This is a genomic window from Serratia sp. X10, assembly GCF_017811775.1.
GTDB lineage: Bacteria > Pseudomonadota > Gammaproteobacteria > Enterobacterales > Enterobacteriaceae > Serratia > Serratia ureilytica.
The window spans coordinates 511,447-531,157 of sequence record NZ_JAEIOH010000003.1 but is presented as its reverse complement, the minus strand read 5'-3'; the positions used below and the strand labels follow the sequence as shown (position 1 = coordinate 531,157).

Sequence of the window (19,711 nt, the reverse complement as noted above, 5' to 3'; positions counted from 1 at the left end):
GCGAATTTTGCGCTTTTTCTTCGCGTGAAGTCAGCAAAGCATGGCCTTAACCTTGCAATAGATCAGGCTTCAGGTTTCAATACGCTACCGGGCGTTAAACCTGAAGCCCGGTTATCTTTTTGTTATCACGCACACCACGGAATCTCCCGATGCTAAAGATTTTTAATACCCTGAGTCGTCAAAAAGAGGAATTCAAACCCATTCATGCCGGGAAAGTGGGCATGTACGTGTGCGGGGTAACCATCTATGACCTGTGTCACATCGGCCACGGTCGTACCTTTGTCGCTTTCGACGTGGTGGCGCGTTACCTGCGCTATCTCGGCTATTCGCTGAACTACGTGCGCAACGTCACCGACGTGGACGACAAAATTATCCGCCGCGCGGCGGAAAATCATGAGACCTGCGACCAACTGACCGAACGCATGCTGGCGGAAATGCATGCCGACTTCGACGCGTTGCTGATCGATCGCCCGGACAGTGAACCGCGCGCGACCCAACACATCGCCGAGATCATCGAGATCACCCAGCGCCTGATCGATCGCGATCACGCCTATGTGGCCAGCAACGGCGACGTGATGTTCTCCATCGACAGCGATCCGCAGTACGGGCTGCTGTCGCGCCAGGATCTGGAGCAGCTGCAGGCCGGCGCGCGCGTGGAGATCGACGACGTGAAGCGCAACCCGATGGACTTCGTGCTGTGGAAAATGTCCAAGCCGGGCGAGCCGAGCTGGCAGTCGCCGTGGGGGCCGGGCCGTCCGGGCTGGCACATCGAATGCTCCGCCATGAACTGCAAACAGCTGGGCACCCACTTCGACATCCACGGCGGCGGTTCCGATCTGATGTTCCCGCACCACGAGAACGAGATCGCGCAGTCGAGCTGCGCCCACGACGGCCCGTACGTCAATTACTGGATGCACTCCGGCATGGTGATGATCGACAAAGAGAAGATGTCCAAATCGCTGGATAACTTCTTCACCATTCGCGACGTGCTCGGCCATTACGATGCGGAGACGGTGCGTTACTTCCTGATGTCCGGCCACTATCGCAGCCAGCTGAACTACAGTGAAGAGAACCTCAAGCAGGCGCGCACCGCGCTGGAGCGCCTCTATACTGCGCTGCGCGGTACCGACGCCAATGCCGCGCCGGCCGGCGGCGAGGCGTTCGAAGCCCGCTTCCGCGAAGCGATGGACGACGACTTTAACACCCCGGAAGCCTACTCGGCGCTGTTCGATCTGGCGCGCGAGGTTAACCGCCTGAAGGGGGAAGACATGGCGGCGGCCAGCGGCATGGCGGCGGAACTGCGCAAACTGGCGAACGTGCTTGGCCTGCTGCAGCAGGAGCCGGAGCAGTTCCTGCAAGGGGGCGCACAGGTTGACGACGGCGAAGTGGCGGAGATCGAAGCGTTGATCAAACAGCGTAACGAAGCGCGCGCCGCCAAGGACTGGGCGCTGGCGGATGCCGCGCGTGATCGCTTGAACGAGATGAACATCGTGCTGGAAGACGGCCCGCAGGGCACCACCTGGCGCCGTAAGTAATCCGACAGAAGGAAACAAAAAAGGCGCTGTATTCAGCGCCTTTTTCTATGGCTGCGGGTTAGGGTTTAACCATGACCTTGCCGCCGCCGAACTCCACCACCTGATCGGCGACGATCTTGCAGCGCTTGCGGGTTTCGACCTTGCCGTCGACTTTCACCTGCCCTTCGGCGATGACTTCTTTGGCGGCGCCGCCGCTTTCACACCAGCCCTGGAACTTCAGCAGATCGCACAGTTCGACATGGGGATGATTGTCCAGATTGAAAATTTCCATACTGCCTTACTTATTTAGGTTGAACGTCGTGATATTCCTCGCAGGCCTGCAAGGTATTTTGGATCAGTGTAGCCACGGTCATCGGGCCAACGCCACCCGGCACCGGGGTGATGTAGGCGGCGCGCTCGCTGGCGGCGTCGAAATCGACATCGCCCACCACTTTACCGCTTTCCAAGCGGTTGATGCCGACGTCCACTACGATGGCGCCTGGTTTGATCCAGTCGCCCGGTATGAAGCCCGGTTTGCCGACCGCCACCACCAGCAGATCGGCGTTCTCGACGTGATGACGCAGATTCTTGGTGAAGCGGTGGGTAACGGTGGTGGTGCAGCCGGCCAGCAGCAGCTCCATGCTCATCGGGCGGCCGACGATGTTGGACGCGCCGACCACCACGGCGTTCAGGCCGTAGGTATCGATGTTATAACGCTCCAGCAGGGTGACGATGCCGCGCGGCGTGCATGGGCGCAGCTTGGGCGCGCGCTGGCACAGGCGGCCGACGTTGTACGGGTGGAAGCCGTCGACGTCTTTGTCCGGATGGATGCGTTCCAGCACTTTGACGTTATCGATGCCGGCCGGCAACGGCAGCTGCACCAGAATGCCGTCGATTTCCTCATCGGCGTTCAACTGGTCGATCAACGCCAGCAGCTCGGCTTCACTGGTGGCAGCGGGCAGGTCGTAGGAGCGGGAGAGGAAGCCGACTTCATCGCAGGCGCGGCGCTTGCTGGCGACGTAAATTTGCGAAGCCGGATTCTCGCCGACCAGCACAACCGCCAGCCCTGGCGCGCGCTTGCCGGCCGCCAGACGTTGTTTCACTTGCTCAGCCACTTCGTTTCTAACCTGCTGCGCAATCGTTTTACCATCAATAATCTTTGCTGACATCAGTGTGGAAATCCATCAATTAAGAAAAGCGGGGATGCCGCTATTCTGGCAGAAGCTGAGCGCGCTGTCAGGCGCAGAATCACCCTCGCCGCCGTTGGCGAGGCCGATTTACGCTTTTTTTATGCCGGCTTCAGGAACCTCTACGCCATTTTTACCGGCATTTGCATACGCTGGGGCCATACACAGGGCGAAAGAGGGCAGGATCATGAGAGCGATAACCCGGCTTTATCCGTTGCATCATCAGCCTGATCAGCAACTGGCGCAGCCTAAGCACGTTGGCGAGACGGTGTTCGATTCTTCGCTGCATCCGGCGGACAGTGAGCAACTCACCGCGCTGCATCAGCTCGCTCAGCACCAGACGACGCCGTCGTGGCGGGCGCGCCTGAGCGCCCTGTGGCGGAAGCTGTGCGCATGAACGGCAGCGCATGGGTAGGGTGCGCGCTATTGCTGGCTTGGGCGCCGTGGAGCCAGGCTTCTTTAAACAGCGCCCACCCTGACGTCGTATTGGGGGAAAGACTCACGGCGACTTGCAGTACGCAGGCGGTTGAGCGCGCCGATTGGGGCGACATTACGGCGGTCGTTCAGTCTGTGCGCCTTTGCCTGCGGCGGGGCGATGGGCGGCAAGGGGCCGAACGCACGCCGGGCGATACCGCGGTCGGCCTGGCGCAACGCAGCATAGCGCGGGCCACCGCACGGGCGCTGGCGGAAAAAACGCCATAAAGCACCGTCGCCGCCGTAACGTCATGAAAAGGCATTGACTCGCTAACCTCTGACCGTATAATCGCAACCCGCAACCACAGGTTGCCGCATCTCAATGCGCCCTTAGCTCAGTTGGATAGAGCAACGGCCTTCTAAGCCGTAGGTCATAGGTTCGAATCCTATAGGGCGTGCCATACTTCTACTGAACTCGCTTCATCTCCTTTCTTCCCCCTGAAATTACTGAATTTTTCTGTTTCGAACTCGATTATCTTGGCAAGTTCTAAGGTATTTTGAACGGTAACAAGCTTTTTCTCATCCGGCATTGTGCTGCCAGGAGGCTATACAGTAATTTTATCCGATAACAGCAGGCATGAGGGAGGAGGGAAGCTATGCATCTGGATTTTCGTCAACTGCGCAACTTCGTGGCGTTAGTGGAGTACGGCAGCTTTAATCGTGCTGCGGAGGCTGTTTGCCTGTCGCAGTCGGCGTTTAGCCGCAGTATTCAGGCGCTGGAGCAGGTCGTCGGTCATGCCTTATTCGATCGTCAGAGCAAGCTCCCGACGCTAACGCTGCACGGGCAAAAACTGCTGCCTTATGCCCGCCGTTTTCAGGAACTGAACGTTGAGCTTAGCAGCCAGCTACTCGAAGCGGACGATGCGCAAAACGGTGAGGTAGCCTTTGGCTGCGGCCCAGCTCCAGGTGCGAAACTGATCCCAACCGCCGTCGGTGAGTTTCACCGCCTTTTGCCGCAGGCGAAGGTACGTTTTCAAATCGATAACTGGTTTGCTCTGCATCATGCGCTGGCCACTCAGCAGTACCCTTTTGTGGTCGCCGATAGTTGGCAGGCCGAGCTGGACCCGCAGTTGCGCGTTCAGCCGCTAAGCCCACGGCGCTGCTTCTTCGTTTGCCATGCCGAACATCCGCTGGCAAAGCAGGGGCCGGTCTCTATTCAGGCGATGCTGCGCTACCCCTTTGCAGCTCCCTATTTGCCGCCGGGCGTGCGTAAAGTGCTGGCGACCCTTAGCCAGCAACAGGACTTTACGCCGGCGATTCAGTGCGATCATATCTACGCGCTGTTTTCCACTTTGGCGCAGACCCACGCGATAAGTTTCGCCAGCGAGGATGGCTTCGCGCTATGCCAGCACAGCCATCGGCTGGTGAAACTGGAACTCAGCGATCTGCCTGATGAGTGGCGGCTAATGCAGACCCGGTTTGCCATTATCTCTCCGGTTCACGCGGTTCAGCCGCCGCTGGCTGAGAAGCTGATTGATATTATCCTTCACACCGACCGTCAGCTTCAGCTGCTGGCGCAGGAGGAGAGGGGCTAACCGGCGTTTTTCTCCTCACCTTTGGCATCATATTGCGGCCAGTGTTTTTCCAATTGCTGGGTTTTCAGCGCCTGCTCGACAAACTGTTCGTCCACCCACTTATTGACGTCAAAATCGCTGCGGATCAGACGGCTTGATTTAGCCTGCTCGACGCTGCTGCTAAAGTTGGCGGTCAGGAACGGGTCGATACGCGGCGAGGTGGTAAAGTTCAGATCCTGCGGCTGCAACTTTTCCAGAAACAGCGCTTTGGGGAGCTGGCTCTGCTGCGCCATCTCAGTGGACCAGGCGTCACGATTGGCCGGATCGCTGATTTCAGCGGCGTTCTTCACCAGCACGTTAATGATCTGCTGGGTCGCCTGCGGCCAGGTATCAATAAACGTCTGCGTGCCGAGGAACCCCGCCTGAGTGGTATTCTGGCGGCCGGAGTCACCGCTTTTGACGACCACATCAATCTTATCGCCGCGTAGCGCCAGCAGCGAAACGCCGCCCCACACCGCATCAACGCGACTGGCCGCCAGCGCCGCTTTTCCGGCGTTCCAGTCGAGGTTGATGACCTGCAGACTGCGCTCATTGAGGCCGACGGTTTGCAGCGCCCGGTCAAAGGCCAACTGGTCCGCTGTGCCGCGATAAACCGCCACCCGTTTGCCTTTCAGATCGGCGAGGGTTTTAATCCCTGAGGCTTTGGTCACCGCGAGATAAGATTCCGAACCCCGGCTGCCCAGCAGCAGGCGCGTCGGCAGCCCGTTGGCCTTACCGATAATCGCCGCCAGATCGCCGAGATAAACAAAATCAAGCTGTCGGTTGGCTAACGCTTCATTCACCGCCGGGCCTGCCCCCTTGAAAAACTGCCACTGTACTTCCACCCCCTGTGGTTTAAACACCTCTTCCAACTGATGGCGGATAAACGCCATGCCGACCGGCCCCTCTATAAAGGGTTTGCTGCCCGCGCTCTGGTCCGGCACGCCGATACGAATGGTGCGTAGCGTTTCGGTCTGCGCGTTCGCCGCCAGAACGATGACCGCGATCAGCGCCAGCAAGGTGCGGCTAAAAAAAGCTTTCATCATAACTTATTGCTCCCCTGAGTTTTTTCTCACCCTAAAGAGCCGATGGGCAGCGTGTTAAATGCTTTTATTCGCCAAGCATGGGTGAAAAAAAGCTAAATCAGACGCTGCGCGCCCGGCAGGCTGAAATGCATTCGATGCATCGGGATTATTCGTTTTACGCAATGGCGGCGAAGCGTGAGTCAAGATTTTATAGCGGCATAACTTCCTGAAAAAATGGGCCGATATGTCGCAGATGATTTTAAAAACCGATTCCCCCGGCCGGTTGGGCTTCAGGCTTAACGGCTGGCCATGGCTGCTGCCGGCGTTACTGCTGCTGCTGTGGCACATCGCCGCTCGTGAAGAATGGATGCCGGAGCAAATTTTGCCTGCACCGGCAGTGGTTGCCGATACCGCGCTATCGTTGTTGAGCGGCGATCTGCTGGCGCAGTGGGGATTTAGTCTCCAGCATCTGGCGCTTGGCCTGCTGTTGGGGGCCGTCGCGGGAACACTGCTTGGGGCGCTGTTCGGCCTGGTTCCGGCGGCCGCGCAGCGGGTGGAACCGCTGTTTTATGCGTTGGCCCAAATTCCGACGCTGGGCTGGATCCCGCTATTGATGGTGCTGTTCGGGATTGATAACGGCCTCAAGCTGGCGGTGATCGTCAAAACCACCGTTGTGCCGATGGCCATTAACACGCAGCAGGCGGTTGCCAGCGTGCCGCTTACCCTGAGCGAAGCCGGAAGAGTGATGAACTTTTCACGCTGGCAGCGGCTGCGCTGGCTGGTGATCCCGGCAAGTCTGCCTGGTTGGTTCACCGGTCTGCGCCTGGCGCTCTCGCAGGCCTGGGTATCGCTTATCGTCGTTGAACTGCTGGCGTCTTCAGAAGGCATTGGCTACCTGATGGTTTGGGGTCGGCAGCTGTTTCAACTGGATATCGTCTTCGTCACTATCGCGGTCGTTGGCCTTAGCGGCATGCTGATGGATTGGGCGGCTAATCGGGCCTATTTCCGCCTGGTGTTCTGGCCGCAGCCAGCCGCCGGACGCCTGGCATGGCAACCGCAGGCCAGTTGGCGGGCGCTACAGCTGCCGTTGGTTTTGCTGGTGCTGTGGCAGTTAGCCAGCCAATGGAGCTGGGTGGATAGCGCATTATTTTCTTCGCCGCTGACGGTGGCGGAACGTTTTGTTCAGGGAGGCCTGAGCGGCGAGCTGGCCGCAGCGATGCTGGCAAGTCTGGGCCGGACCTTTATCGGCGGCGCGCTGGGGATCGTCGGCGGTCTGCTCTGCGGGCTGCTACTGGCGCTGTGCTCGCGCGCCGGGCAAGTCTTCACGCCCACGCTTAACGTGTTGCGTCATATCGCCCTGTTTGCCTGGCTGCCGCTGCTGACTGCATGGGTGGGCAACGATAACGGCGGCAAAATCGTCTTTATCGCTCTGGCGTCGTTCTTTCCGATGTTTTTTAGCACGTTGCAAGCCGTGCTTCAACGTAACACGCAGCTTGATGAAGTCGCCAGAGTGCTCCGCTTAGGCGCAATAACCCGCCTAAGCAGGGTCATTCTTCCCGGTGCGTCGCCGGGGATGTTTGCTGGTCTGCGGCTGGCGCTGATTTACGCCTGGCTTGGCAATATCGGCGCGGAATATTTTATGTCCTCCGGCATCGGGATCGGCAGCCTGATGATCAATGCCCAACAGTTGCTGGATATGCCCACCATTCTCTGCGGCATGGTGTTGGTCGGTATCACCGGTGCGGCGCTGGATAAAGCCGGACGTCTACTGGAAATGCGCGCCACCCGCTGGCGTCAACAGGAGCAGCTATGACCTCTTCAACTCTGGTCTCTTTTCGCCACGTGCGTAAATCTTGGCAACAGGTAACGGCGCTACAGAATTTCAGCCTGGATATCGCCGCCGGTGAACTGGTGGCGCTGGTGGGCAGCAGCGGCTGCGGCAAATCGACGCTGCTGCGGATGCTGGTAGGCCTTGAAGCACCAACCCAGGGTGATATTCGCATTCACGGTGAGTCGGTCACCGGCGTGGGCAAAGAGCGCGGCATCGTATTTCAGGAGCCGCGCCTGTTTCCGTGGCTGAATGTGATCGAGAACGTGATGCTTGGCCTCGCGGATGAAAAGCTCAGCCGGGCGGCGAAGCGCCAGCGGGCGCTGGAAATGCTGGAACGCGTGCAGCTCAGCGAATTCGCCAATGCGTTGCCCGCGCAGCTCTCCGGCGGTATGGCTCAGCGGGTCGCGATTGCCCGCGGTCTGGTGGCACGCCCGCAGATTCTGATGCTCGATGAGCCTTTTGGCGCGCTGGATGCTTTGACGCGCCATACCTTGCAGCAGGCACTTTTACAGATTCATCAGCGCGCGGGAACCACCACGCTGCTGGTGACGCACGATGTGGAAGAAGCCGTCGCTCTGGCCGATCGGGTCGTCGTGCTCTCGCCGCGTCCGGGGCGGATACGCGAAGTGATAAGCCTGGTGCTGCCTCATCCGCGCCTGCGAGACGACGCCTCGTTTACCGCCGCCTGCCGCCAGATTCGCAATCTGATTACTTCTGTCTGATTCTTTAATTAAAGGAGCAACCTATGGGACATCCCTCCGTCTACCCGACTGGCGCCACCCGCTACGATCCGCAGCGCGCCTGGAGCGGCTACACCCTTTTCCAGGCCACCGAACACGGTGCGGTGCTGGTGGATATGAACGGTCATGTGGTACGCGAATGGCCTGAACTGCACGGATTTCCCAATAAAATCCTGCCCGGCGGCGCAATCCTTGGCCACAGCGGCGAGCGCGATCCGCGCTACGGCATGCAGGATATGCTCGATCTGATCCAGGTGGACTGGGAGGGCAACGTGACCTGGAAATTCGATCGCTACGAGCAGGTGAGCGATCCCGGCAATGAACCGCGCTGGATGGCGCGAGCTCATCACGATTATCAGCGGGCAGGCAACCCGGTGGGCTATTATGCGCCGGGGCTGGAGCCGCAGGTGGATGGCGGCAATACCCTGATCCTTGCCCATACCAATCTGCTGAACGAAGCGATCTCCGACAAGCTGCTGTTGGACGACACCATTATTGAAGTTGACTGGCAGGGCAACGTGGTGTGGGAGTGGCGCTGCAGCGATCATTTTCACGAGCTGGGATTCGACGATGCGGCGCGCACCGCGCTATACAATAACCCGAATATGCGCGCCAGCGGTGGCGGAATGGGCGACTGGATGCATATCAACGCGATGTCGGCGCTGGGGCCGAATAAGTGGTATGACGCCGGCGATCAGCGATTTCATCCCGACAACATTATCTGGGATGCCCGCGAATCCAACATTATCGCCATTATCCATAAGCAGAGCGGCAAGATAGTCTGGCAGCTTGGCCCGGACTACAGCAAGCCGGAGCTGAAGCACATCGGCTGGATCATCGGTCAGCATCATGCGCATATGATCCCTCAAGGGCTGCCAGGTGCGGGCAATATCCTGATATTCGATAACGGAGGCTGGGCCGGATACGGCGCGCCAAATCCGGCGTCGGCAGACGGAGTGAAAAACGCTTGGCGCGACTATTCACGGATCCTGGAGATAAATCCGCTTACCCTCGATATTGAATGGCGTTACTCGCCTTATGAAGCGGGTCTGCCTCAGCCGACGGATTCATACCGCTTCTACAGTCCGTATATCAGCAATATGCAGCGCCTGGAAAACGGCAATACCCTGATTAACGAAGGCTCGAACGGGCGCATTTTTGAAGTCACCCGCGACCATGAGCTGGTCTGGGAATATATTTCGCCGTTCTGGGGCAAAACGCTGAATAACAATATGGTCTACCGCGCCTACCGCATTCCCTACGCCTGGATCCCGCAGCTGGCGCTGCCGCAGGAAACGCCGATTGCGGCGGTAGATGTACGAACCCTGCGCCAGCCCGGCGCGGCGGCAGCGGGACCGGCGCAAAGCGTGGTGCGGGTGGCGGGCGTACAGCCGTACCGTAAGAGTGCCGATGCGCTGTGCGTGGCAACCGATAATGATACTCTGCGCCGCAGCCCGAAGCTGTTTCGCGTTGCGGAAAGCGCGTTCATGCCGATAAGCGCAGTGAGTGAACTGGAGAGTGAACGGCCAGTGCTGTTGTTCGTTGGCGCGGAGCGCTGCGTGCACTGTCGCAAACTCTGGCAACTGCTGGCGCATGAGAAACTCAGTTCGCGAATTGCTCAGCTGGATACGCGCTATCTGGATGCCGATCGGCATCAGGAGTTGGCGCGAGTTTTGGGCGTACGTGGCTTGCCAACGCTGTTGTTGTTAACCCAGGGTCTGCCGACGACGCAGGCGCCGGCTATGCCCTCGGTTGAAAACTTGCTCGACTGGCTTAATCGCTCGATTGAATGAACCGGCGTGTAGCGGCCTCAGATTGTGGCTCTTTCACAGCTCAGGATAGCAAGAGAACTGTACCAAAATGGGAAAAGCATCTCTCCACCCAGAGTGATAAAGGCCATATCAACAAATTGGTCGCTGCAGCGGGTATTTGTTTGTCATCGTTTTATCTCCTGAAGTGAAAGGGTGAAGGTGTTTGTTTAAACCTGCGGAACGCCTTCAAACGATGCCGGAGCGACGTAATTTTTAACTCCCCGCTTGGCATCCTCCCTGGCGAGTTGGTATCGGGCGACCCGGCCGCGGCGCCGCTGTTCCACCGGTGAAAACGCCTATTTTCCCCTCCACGTTTATTCGCTAACGATGGCTCACTTCCCGCACCGGGCTCTCCGGTCGGGGGAGGGAGTTCAGCACGGCCGCATGCTGCGGCAATAAAAGATATGAACAACCTCAATGGGTTAGGAGTTTTCTCGGTAACCCTGCAATTTGTAAAGGATTGATCGTTTTCAACGATCGGTAGGATCTTATTGATCTGCACAACCAATTATCTTTGCTGCACGGTCGCCGTTAAGATCGGGCAGGATATTATTCGGCGGTAACTCTTTATTCATCCGGTGAATACCACGTAGCGCTCGACAATTTATCAGGATAAAACCCCCGTACTCAGCCATGACGAGAACGTCTGCTAATCGCCCGCTTTCCAGCGATAACGAGATTGACGGTTCAGGGATCACGGCAGAGAGAACGGCGTTTTCTCCCTGCCGCCTTCTCGGGTTATCGAACCGTGGCGCAGCGCTATTTTTATCCTCACGGACTCTTTCGGCCCTGCAGCGGCCTTTTGTATTTTTCTGAGGCGACGAACCATGAATGCCCATCGCACCACCGGCAAACGCCCCGTATCCCCGCTGGCTACACTCCCCGATCGTCGGGTGCCCAATGCGCTTTTGCACCGGGATAGCGTGCAACGCATTCTCGTCATCAAACTGCGCCACTTTGGCGACGTCCTGTTGATGACGCCGGTGCTCAGCACATTGCGCGTCAACTACCCCAATGCGCTGATCGATGTGCTGGTCTATGACGGCACCGAGGCGATGCTGGCCGGCAATCAGGATGTTTATCTGGCCTTTACCGTGGACCGGGATCTCAAGCTCGAGGGGCTGAAAGCGCAATACCGCGGCGAATATGCGTTATGGAACAGCCTGCGGACCGGCCATTACGATCTGGTGATCAACCTCTCCGATCAGTGGCGGGCGGCGTTGTATTGCCGTTTTCTCAAACCGACCTTCAGTCTGGGGTTTCGCTACCCCAAACGCGATAATCGACTCTGGCGGGCCTGCCATTCGCTACTGGTCGACGTTGCCGGCCCGGCGCAGCACACCGTGCTGAATAATCTCAGCATTCTGGCGCCACTGGCCTTGCCCACGACCATCACGCAGGTGACGCAGGCCTGGCGGCAATCTGATGTGGATGACGTTGACCGGCTCAGTCGACGCCATCATCTGACCGATTTTGTGCTGATACAGCCGACCGCACGCTGGGCTTTCAAGACCTGGACGGTGGACGGATTCAGCGCCGTGATTAACCACCTGACCGCCCAGGGCAGAACGGTGGTGCTCACCGGCGGACGCACGCAAGATGAAGCCGCCATGATAAGCGCCATTATGGCCGGCTGCCGGTTACCGCGGCGGGTGATTAATCTGGCCGGGCGTCTGGAGCTGCCGGAACTCGCGGTGTTGATTGACCGGGCGCGGCTGTTTATCGGGGTCGATTCGGTGCCGATGCACATGGCCGCCGCGCTGAATACGCCCTCGGTGGTGTTGTTCGGGCCCAGCGACCTCGCGCAATGGTCCCCGTGGCAGGCGCCCCACACGTTGCTGTGGGCCGGAGATTATCGTCCGCTGCCCGCCCCGGAAGCCGTTGACACCAACACCCGCGAGCGTTACCTCGCGGCCATCCCGGCCGGCGATGTGATACAGGCGGTTAACAGGCAACTGGCATCCCTCGTCGGGTCTGCGCAGCGTTAACCCTGCGCGGCCTTCCACCGTGTTTTTTCTCTTATCAATGAGTACGCCACGATGCTATTCAACTCAGCAGTTTCCTCGTCGCTACAGACGCCCCTTCAGCAACGGTTGTTTGCGTTTACCGCCTTTTTGCTGGGAGCCTCCCTCCCGACCTCCAATCCCCTGATGAATATCTCACTGGGGCTGGTTGTCGTCTGTCTGCTCTGGCTGCGCGATATCCGGCAGTGGGCTGCACTGGTTTGTCATCCCCTGGTCTGGTTGCCGGCCCTGATGTTTGCGCTGCTGGCGTTGTCATTGCTGACGCATGCTCACGCCTACGGCCCCAAAATGGTCGGCAAATACCAAAAATTGCTGTATGTCCTGCCGCTGGCGCTGTTCTTTCTGGCCGACTCGCGGCTGATGACGCAATTTGTCCGCGGCTTTTTGTGGGCCAATGCCGCGATATTGGCCATCAGCTTCATGAGCGGGCTTGGCCATGTCACATTGGGCGGGCTGAATCCCGACAACCCTACGGTGTTTAAGCTGCAAATCACCCAGAACGTGTTTATGGCGCTGGCGGCGCTGGTCTGGTTGTCGCGTGCTTTTGCCTGTAGCGGAAAACGGCGCTGTGGGTATGCGGGACTGGTGTTGCTGGCGACGGTTAATGTTCTGCTGATGGTGCAGGGGCGTACCGGGTATGTGGCATTGGCCGTTGGCATGGGCATCTGGTTATTGCTTACCCTCCGGCGCAAGCAGCAAGTGGCCGTGCTCGGCTGCGGCATACTGGCTGTCGTGATGCTGGTCATGACCCCCAATCGCGCCATGGAGCGCCTGACGCTGGGCGTCCAGCAAATTCAGGGGTGCGTTTTCGCCCCGGCCCAAACGGCTTATGCGGTCTGCGACAACTCCATGGGGCAACGCACCGCTTTCGCCCGCGAAGCCCTGCGACTGATAAAGCAATCCCCGCTGCTGGGCAACGGTGCCGGCAGCTTTTGGTACGGCAATCCGTCCAGCGGCTATGGCGTGCATAATCCGCACAATGAATACCTGTTGGAAACGGTGCAGAGCGGCTTGCTGGGATTGATGGTGTTCCTCACCTGGATGTGGAGTTGCTACCGCGTCGCCTGGCGCTTGCCGCCGGCGCGCCGCAATCTGTTCGTTGCGGTGCTCAGCAGCTACATGGCCTGCCATCTGTTCAATTCATTCCTGCTGGACTCGTCCGAAGGGCACCTGTTTGTCATTATCGCCGCCTTGCTGGCCGGGCTTTCCCTCACCACTCCGCCGTCTCTTCATGCAGACTTGCCTCAACCCCAAATGCGATAGTGGGTTGATGTGCTTCGAAAATACGCGCTTGAACGCGGCGCTCAGCGTTCATCCGCGCATTGGTGAAAAGCCCAGCGGGCGCCTGGTTCGCTCACAACGGCCGCCCCGGCGTTAGCGCTAGGGCGGCGCGGTTGCGGATGGCTTTTTTCCCTTCCGCCGCAGTTTGCTGTGGGCGGAATTACTCTTTTTGCGCCATCACCTTCGCCCGGAACGCCGGACCTGCCACGGCGGCGCGCTCATCGCGGGCCAGCCAGCGGTAGGCGGTCGCGCCGAGGAAGACGCCGATAAACCAGCTGAAGTTGGCCACTTGGTGCAGAGCCGGAATAAAGCTGATGATCAGGCCAATGGCCACCGACGGCAGCAGCGCGGCAATGGCTTTCGGGTTAAAACCGTTGCGGTACCAGTATTTGCCTTTCGGGGTGTCATCAAACAGATCGTCCACGGATACCTGGCCGCGTTTGATCAGATAAAAATCGGCGATCAGGATGCCGAACAGCGGGCCAATAAAGGCGCCCAGCACGTCGAGGGTGTAGTGGATAAGCTCCGGCGAGTTAAACAAATTCCACGGCGTCAGCAGAATCGACCCAACGGCGGCAATCATCCCGCCGGTGCGGAAGCTGATTTTCTGCGGCGAACAGTTCGAAAAGTCAAAGGCCGGCGAGACGAAGTTGGCCACGATATTGATGCCAATGGTGGCGGTGATCATCGTCAGCAGGCCAATGGCGACCGCCAGATCGTTTCCAATGCGGCTGACGGTTTCAATCGGGTCGGTGATCATGTGGCCAAACAGTGATTGTGTGCCGGAAACAATCACTACGGTGACGATGGAGAACAGCAGGAAGTTGAACGGCAGGCCCCAGCGGTTGCCGCGGCGGATCTCGCCCATGTTTTTGCCGTAGCGGGAGAAATCGCCGAAGTTGAGCAGCGGCCCGGAGAAGTAGGAGACCACCAGCGCGGTGGCGGTGATCATTTGCCAGGTCTGCTCCCCGGCGGTCAGCGATTTGCTGGCCAGGGTAAAGGAAATCCCGTCAAAACCGGTCTTGTATACAATCCAGCCCGCCAGCGCCAGCATCACCACGTAGACTGCCGGCCCGGCGATATCGATGAAGCGCTTAATGGCGTTCATGCCGTGCCAAAAGACCATCGCCTGCAGCAGCCACATGGTGGCGAAGCATAGCCAGCCCAGGAGCGACAGCCCGAGGAAGCCGGTTCCGGTGAGCGTGGACAGCGACGGCCAGAACTTGAGCAGCACCAGCATCAGGGCGTTGGCCGCAAGGTAGGTCTGGATCCCATACCAGGCGAAAGCGATAAGCCCGCGGATCACCGCCGGGATATTGGCGCCAAAGACGCCAAACGCCTGACGGCAGATGACCGCATAGGGCACGCCGGCCATTTGGCTTGGCTTCGCCACCAGGTTGGCGCACAGCTGTACGATGCAAATGCCGATCAGCAGGCAGAGCAGCACCTGCCAACTGGCCAACCCGAGCGTGAAAAAGCTCGCCGCGACCACATAGCCCCCCATGCTGTGCACGTCCGACATCCAGAATGAAAAAATGTTGTACCAGCTCCAGTTTTGGTCGCGCGTCGGCGCGAGATCTTCATTACACAGTCGCGGGCTGTAGCCGGCGGTCGCGTCTTTGGCCGAAACCTGATGCATGTGTGTTGAATGTGGCATGAAACCTGCTCCTCTTGTTATGTGGATTGCTGAGGCTATTGCAGGATTCAGGCCACAATGGCTGATTTTGCATACAGAAACCGAGCATTATGTATACGATTTTGCTATCGATAGGTGAAACCGGAGTGGGTGAATGAATACTGAACATTGTCTCCAGGCCGCGCCAGCGCTGCAGGACAAAGATGAAACCATTTATCAGGCGTTGATGACGGCGATTGTCGAGCATCAGCTGCCGCCGGGCAGCAAATTGCCGGAGGAGGCGTTGTCCGACGTGTTTGCCGTGAGCCGCACCGGCATCCGTAAGGTGCTGCAACGACTCGCCGCTGTGCAAATGGTTAGCCTGAAGCCCAAACGTGGTGCATATGTCGCCAGCCCGACGGTGGAAGAGGCGCAGGCTATCTTCCGCACGCGCGCGCTGCTGGAGGTCGCCAACCTTCCCGATATTATCGCCCGCTGTCGGGCGCCCCATCTGGCGGCGCTGGAGCGCATTATTCAGCTGGAACAGCAGGTGCATGAGGCTTACGACGGCCCGGCGGCGATTCGCTATTCCGCCGATTTTCATATTCAGCTGCAGGCGATCTCGGGCAATTCGGTTATCACCGACATGGTGACGCGTCTTTGCCAGCGTTCTTCCCTGGTCATCGCCACCTGGGGCGCGCCGTGGCGGCAGGGGTGCCGTTGCGACGATCATCAGCAGTTGGTCGGTTTGTTGCGGGATAAAGCGCTGCAACCTCTGAGCGATGCCCTGATGCGCCATTTTGATCATATTGTCGCCAGCCTGCGCTTTGAGCGCGATGGCGTCAGCCTGCCCGATTTTTCCCGGTTGTTCGCCGGTTACAAGGAGCCGTGATGTCTTCTGTTTGCATACAGGTTATCAACCCCAACACCAGTCAGGCGATGACCGACACCATCGCCGCCGCCGCGCGCGCCGCCGCCGCGCCGGGTACCGAGATCCTGGCGGTGTGTCCGCGCGACGGGGCGCCGTCCATTGAAGGGCACTTTGACGAAGCCATCGCGGCGATCGGCGTGCTGGAACAGGTGAGGACGGGGCGACGGCAGGGCGTTGACGGTCATGTGATCGCCTGTTTCGGCGATCCGGGATTGCTGGCCGCGCGCGAGCTGGCGCAGGGGCCGGTGATCGGCATTGCGGAAGCGGCGATGCATATGGCGTCGATGGTGGCGACCCGTTTTTCGATCGTCACCACGTTACCGCGCACGCTGATTATCGCCCGCCACCTGCTGCATCAGTACGGTTTTCATCAGCATTGCGCGGCGCTGCACGCCATTGACTTGCCGGTGCTGGCGCTGGAGGACGGCAGCGGGCTGGCGCAGGAGAAAGTGCGCGAGCGCTGCATCCGCGCTCTGAAAGAGGATGGCTGCGGGGCGATTGTGCTCGGCTGCGGCGGAATGGCGACGCTGGCGCAGGAACTGACCCGCGAGCTGCGGGCACCGGTGATTGATGGCGTCAGCGCGGCGGTAAAAATGGTGGAGTCGCTGGTGGCGTTGGGGTTATCGACCAGCAAACAAGGGGACTTGGCCTATCCCGAAACCAAAGCGTTAAGCGGTCAATTTCAGTCGTTAAATCTATTTTAAAGGGATGAAGAATGGTCATTGTCGATGAGAATTACCCCCGCGACCTGCGAGGCTACGCCGGAGATCCGCCGCACGCGCGCTGGCCGGGCAACGCACGGATTGCCGTGCAGTTTGTGCTCAATTACGAGGAGGGCGCGGAGAATCATGTGCTGCATGGCGATGCGGGATCGGAACAGTTTCTCTCCGATATTATCGGCGCAGCCAGCTATCCGGCGCGCCATATGTCGATGGATTCGCTGTACGAATACGGCAGCCGGGCGGGCTTTTGGCGGATCCACCGCGAGTTCAGCCGGCGTGGCCTGCCGCTGACGGTCTTCGGCGTGGCGATGGCGCTGGCGCGTCAGCCGGAGATTGTCGCGGCGATCAAAGCGGCGAAATACGATGTGGTCAGCCATGGCTGGCGCTGGATCCATTATCAAAATATGGATATCGCTGAGGAGCGCGAGCATATGCAAAAAGCGGTGCAAGTGCTGGCCGACCTGTTCGGTAAAGCGCCTACCGGCTGGTATACCGGGCGCGATAGCCCCAACACTCGGCAACTGGTCGTGGAGCAGGGCGGTTTTGATTATGACAGCGATTATTACGGCGATGATTTGCCGTTCTGGAGCGAAGTGGCGTGCGGCGACGGCAGCCGTCGGCCGCACCTGATCGTTCCTTACACGCTGGACGCCAACGACATGCGTTTCGCCACCGCTCAGGGGTTTAATACCGCCGAGCAATTTTACACCTATCTGAAAGACAGCTTCGACGTGCTGTACGCTGAGGGTGAGGAGGCGCCGAAGATGATGTCGGTGGGGATGCACTGTCGTCTGCTGGGCAGGCCGGGGCGTTTTCGCGCGCTGCAGCGTTTTCTCGATTATATCCAGCAACACGAACGGGTGTGGGTCTGTACGCGGCAGCAGATAGCGGACCACTGGCGCGAGACCCATCCGTATCCGGGAACATGACGCATGCCTGGCGGCGTTGTGTCGGCTCCACTGCGAAAACGCCGCCTGCACGTCACGTTTTCAAAGACATGATACGTATGAAAGGCCGCCCTCTCTGCGCCGCTGATGTGACGGGCACGGCGTGATACCGCTCGCCAGTCGGGAGTACTCGAGGCCATTTGACGCTGTGGGGGAGGATTTCAACAGGGGATAGGGGATTAAAAAACCTCGCCGAAGCGAGGGTTTTGTGTACTATGTGACGCTAAGCCATTAAATTAAAAAAAGATAAGTAAGATAGACGATAACAGCAAAAGCCAATGCACTGTATCGCAGGACATCGTATCGCAAGCGGCGCTTGTTTATTCTCACGCCTCCTCCATTCAGTCAGTCTGCCAAAGGTTCGATGAACCACTATGAAATATAGATGTGAAACTCATAACGGATTTTATTTTTTCTGTATTTTGACGTCCGTCGCAATGTGACGGACCTGGCATTGATTTCCAGAATGTGAAGAGGTGAGCAATACGGTTAACTAGATATGATGCTCATGGTTAGCATGAGAGTGTTAACAGAGGGGCGTTGTCGGCATGGGGAGATGTCATCAACGTTAGAACGGCGCTTATATGAGCCGGGGTTAATATCGGCTCATATAAGCGATGGGATGTTATTTAGATATAGGTACGTTCACCGAGATGTTAAGAGATTCGTTCGGGGATTTTCTTTTGGCGTAATATTTTTCGGTCAGAATGTAATAATAAATAGCGATAACAAAACCATCTATTGTAAAAAGTGAGACGGTAGAGGTGAAAATGATCAAAAGAATCAGATCGAAACTTTTGAAGTTCATTACCTGCAGTCCGATGGCCGCTGTGATGAAGCCGATCACGCCCAGGTTAATAAATATGCCGTTCAGGCCAACATTAGGCGTGAAGCCTGCCCCGCCGCCACGAGAGATCAAATAATTGACCATACCCATCTTGGAGTTGTCAAAGCAGTTGTAATCATCGGCACAGCCTAAGAAAAGACTCTTTATATCCATATACTGAATCATATAAGAGGCTGACAGTCTGTGCGCGATTGACTCATTAGGGATGTAAAAATTGGGATCGCCGATGTTTAAATAAGTGGCAAACGATACCAGCGATAAGAAAAATACGGCATAGGTGATCGTTACCGGGATCTTGTTTATTATCCGTTTTAGAGGGTAAAGTATGCCAATGATCAACAGTGAGAATGAAACTTTTGACAGGCTGCATAGAAAACCTGCAGCGAAAAGCGCATATTCTTTTTTCTTCACATTGCCTTCGCGCAGCCTTATCAAGAAAACGACGGCAAGCAGAGAGGCAAAGAACCCCGCTTCCCTAGATAAGCCAGACATGCGAGGGAAAAGAATGATAGCAAATTGGTTGCTCGAAGTTTTGGTTGCGAACTGTCCCCAGATTAATTGGGAGAGGTTTTTAGGCCCCATTGCCAATGCCAGCGATTTGTCGACGAAAAATGCCACAAATTGCATTAGGCACCATACCAGGGAAATTAAAAAGCAAAAATAGACTTTTCGAGATATTTCATTTCGCATTGTGACAAAATAGAAAATCCCTAATGCTAAGACTGCAGATTTAATTGCGATGGTAGGGTTTATTGTGATTAAGCAAACTGCCATCCAAATGAACAAAAACGCAATTGTCTTGCGACTGACTTTTTGCATTCTACTCAGGAATGTTGTGTCGGCGAAAATTAATATTATCCATAAATAAAAGGTCATTCCTGATATATATGGATTAAATGGCACTGCAATGAAAAATATTGCAATCATCCAACGCAGTGTTTCATCATAAAAACGCTTCATGAAAAAATTCCCTTTCATAACAAGCATGCAAAAGAGTTTTTGGCTAATTCTTTGAATTTATCAAACTCTATTTTACCTAGAATGGTATTGCATTGTCTGATTTGTTTTTGTTTGATGATTTATTTGGTGTTAATCACTAATAATTTATTTTATTATGGTTTTTTATTCTAAGTTTAATTTGTTTTTATGTCTGATTTGGTTTTATAATCTGGTTGTTTTGCTTAAAAATTGACCACAAAAAGCTGGCAT

General features: G+C 57.2%; 17 protein-coding genes, 1 tRNA gene and 1 pseudogene. 13 read left to right on the top strand and 6 right to left on the bottom strand.

Annotation, left to right across the window (positions count from 1 at the left end; all coding sequences use genetic code 11):
- The first annotated feature begins 149 nt into the window (after positions 1 to 149).
- Positions 150 to 1,535, top strand: coding sequence for a cysteine--tRNA ligase (gene cysS / locus J9788_RS12935; RefSeq protein ID WP_033642140.1), 1,386 nt, complete (start codon positions 150 to 152; stop codon positions 1,533 to 1,535).
- Positions 1,536 to 1,593: 58 nt separating this feature from the next.
- Here the strand turns inward: cysS and ybcJ are convergent, their stop codons facing one another.
- Together ybcJ and folD are read right to left on the bottom strand one after the other, a co-directional pair.
- Positions 1,594 to 1,806, bottom strand: coding sequence for a ribosome-associated protein YbcJ (ybcJ, locus tag J9788_RS12930; protein WP_033642141.1), 213 nt, complete (start codon positions 1,804 to 1,806; stop codon positions 1,594 to 1,596).
- A 10-nt stretch (positions 1,807 to 1,816) separates the two neighbouring features.
- Positions 1,817 to 2,683 (bottom strand): bifunctional methylenetetrahydrofolate dehydrogenase/methenyltetrahydrofolate cyclohydrolase FolD, encoded by an 867-nt coding sequence (folD, locus tag J9788_RS12925; protein WP_004940177.1) that lies wholly within the window; start codon positions 2,681 to 2,683, stop codon positions 1,817 to 1,819.
- A 205-nt stretch (positions 2,684 to 2,888) separates the two neighbouring features.
- On the opposite strand from folD, the gene J9788_RS12920 reads away from it, so the two are divergent.
- From J9788_RS12920 to J9788_RS12905, 4 genes are all read left to right on the top strand, one after another.
- The gene (locus tag J9788_RS12920) at positions 2,889 to 3,098 is read left to right on the top strand and encodes a hypothetical protein (protein WP_182264999.1); all 210 of its coding nucleotides are present in this window, start codon (positions 2,889 to 2,891) and stop codon (positions 3,096 to 3,098) included.
- Positions 3,095 to 3,403, top strand: a complete 309-nt coding sequence (locus tag J9788_RS12915; RefSeq protein WP_182264998.1) for a hypothetical protein — start codon at positions 3,095 to 3,097, stop codon at positions 3,401 to 3,403. Before J9788_RS12920 ends, J9788_RS12915 begins: the two co-directional genes overlap by 4 nt.
- Before the next feature lie 96 nt (positions 3,404 to 3,499).
- Positions 3,500 to 3,576 (top strand) — tRNA-Arg (locus J9788_RS12910).
- A gap of 195 nt (positions 3,577 to 3,771) precedes the next feature.
- Positions 3,772 to 4,710, top strand: a complete 939-nt coding sequence (locus J9788_RS12905) for a LysR family transcriptional regulator (RefSeq protein ID WP_182264997.1) — start codon at positions 3,772 to 3,774, stop codon at positions 4,708 to 4,710.
- Here the strand turns inward: J9788_RS12905 and J9788_RS12900 are convergent.
- The gene (locus J9788_RS12900; protein WP_182264996.1) at positions 4,707 to 5,774 is read right to left on the bottom strand and encodes an ABC transporter substrate-binding protein; all 1,068 of its coding nucleotides are present in this window, start codon (positions 5,772 to 5,774) and stop codon (positions 4,707 to 4,709) included. The genes J9788_RS12905 and J9788_RS12900 overlap by 4 nt on opposite strands.
- Before the next feature lie 223 nt (positions 5,775 to 5,997).
- Here J9788_RS12900 and J9788_RS12895 point away from each other — a divergent pair, with 223 nt between their 5' ends.
- Genes J9788_RS12895 through J9788_RS12885 form a run of 3 tightly spaced genes read left to right on the top strand, consistent with a single transcriptional unit; the run spans position 5,998 to position 10,117 of the window.
- Positions 5,998 to 7,566, top strand: a complete 1,569-nt coding sequence (locus J9788_RS12895; RefSeq protein ID WP_182264995.1) for an ABC transporter permease — start codon at positions 5,998 to 6,000, stop codon at positions 7,564 to 7,566.
- Positions 7,563 to 8,306 (top strand): ABC transporter ATP-binding protein, encoded by a 744-nt coding sequence (locus J9788_RS12890; protein WP_182264994.1) that lies wholly within the window; start codon positions 7,563 to 7,565, stop codon positions 8,304 to 8,306. Before J9788_RS12895 ends, J9788_RS12890 begins: the two co-directional genes overlap by 4 nt.
- A 23-nt stretch (positions 8,307 to 8,329) precedes the next feature.
- A complete protein-coding gene (locus J9788_RS12885) occupies positions 8,330 to 10,117 on the top strand; it encodes an aryl-sulfate sulfotransferase (protein WP_182264993.1) in 1,788 nt (595 codons plus the stop codon).
- A gap of 506 nt (positions 10,118 to 10,623) precedes the next feature.
- On the opposite strand, the gene J9788_RS12880 is transcribed toward J9788_RS12885, so the two are convergent.
- Entirely contained in the window at positions 10,624 to 10,974 is a 351-nt protein-coding gene (locus J9788_RS12880) for a hypothetical protein (protein WP_182264992.1), read from the bottom strand.
- Between J9788_RS12880 and rfaQ the strand changes: the two genes are divergently transcribed.
- Entirely contained in the window at positions 10,963 to 12,123 is a 1,161-nt protein-coding gene (rfaQ, locus tag J9788_RS12875) for a putative lipopolysaccharide heptosyltransferase III (protein ID WP_182264991.1), read from the top strand. The genes J9788_RS12880 and rfaQ overlap by 12 nt on opposite strands.
- A gap of 51 nt (positions 12,124 to 12,174) precedes the next feature.
- Entirely contained in the window at positions 12,175 to 13,422 is a 1,248-nt protein-coding gene (locus J9788_RS12870; protein ID WP_182264990.1) for an O-antigen ligase, read from the top strand.
- Between the two features lie 178 nt (positions 13,423 to 13,600).
- Here J9788_RS12870 and J9788_RS12865 read toward each other — a convergent pair whose 3' ends face one another.
- Positions 13,601 to 15,097: an NCS1 family nucleobase:cation symporter-1 gene (locus tag J9788_RS12865; protein WP_042783826.1), complete on the bottom strand. Its 1,497-nt coding sequence runs from the start codon at positions 15,095 to 15,097 to the stop codon at positions 13,601 to 13,603.
- Positions 15,098 to 15,230: 133 nt separating this feature from the next.
- Between J9788_RS12865 and J9788_RS12860 the strand changes: the two genes are divergently transcribed.
- The 3 genes and pseudogenes from J9788_RS12860 (at position 15,231) to puuE (ending at position 17,637) form a co-directional block, all read left to right on the top strand.
- Complete coding sequence (locus J9788_RS12860; protein ID WP_033651130.1) at positions 15,231 to 15,947, top strand: GntR family transcriptional regulator; 717 nt, start codon at positions 15,231 to 15,233, stop codon at positions 15,945 to 15,947.
- Positions 15,947 to 16,814, top strand: a pseudogene (locus J9788_RS12855) (aspartate/glutamate racemase family protein); the annotation flags it as partial. The gene J9788_RS12860 and the pseudogene J9788_RS12855, both read left to right, overlap by 1 nt.
- Positions 16,735 to 17,637, top strand: coding sequence for an allantoinase PuuE (gene puuE / locus J9788_RS12850; RefSeq protein WP_227414577.1), 903 nt, complete (start codon positions 16,735 to 16,737; stop codon positions 17,635 to 17,637). The pseudogene J9788_RS12855 and the gene puuE, both read left to right, overlap by 80 nt.
- Positions 17,638 to 18,280: 643 nt before the next feature.
- On the opposite strand, the gene J9788_RS12845 is transcribed toward puuE, so the two are convergent.
- On the bottom strand, positions 18,281 to 19,462 hold the full coding sequence (locus J9788_RS12845) for a hypothetical protein (RefSeq protein ID WP_182264987.1): 1,182 nt from the start codon (positions 19,460 to 19,462) through the stop codon (positions 18,281 to 18,283).
- Positions 19,463 to 19,711 lie beyond the last annotated feature (249 nt).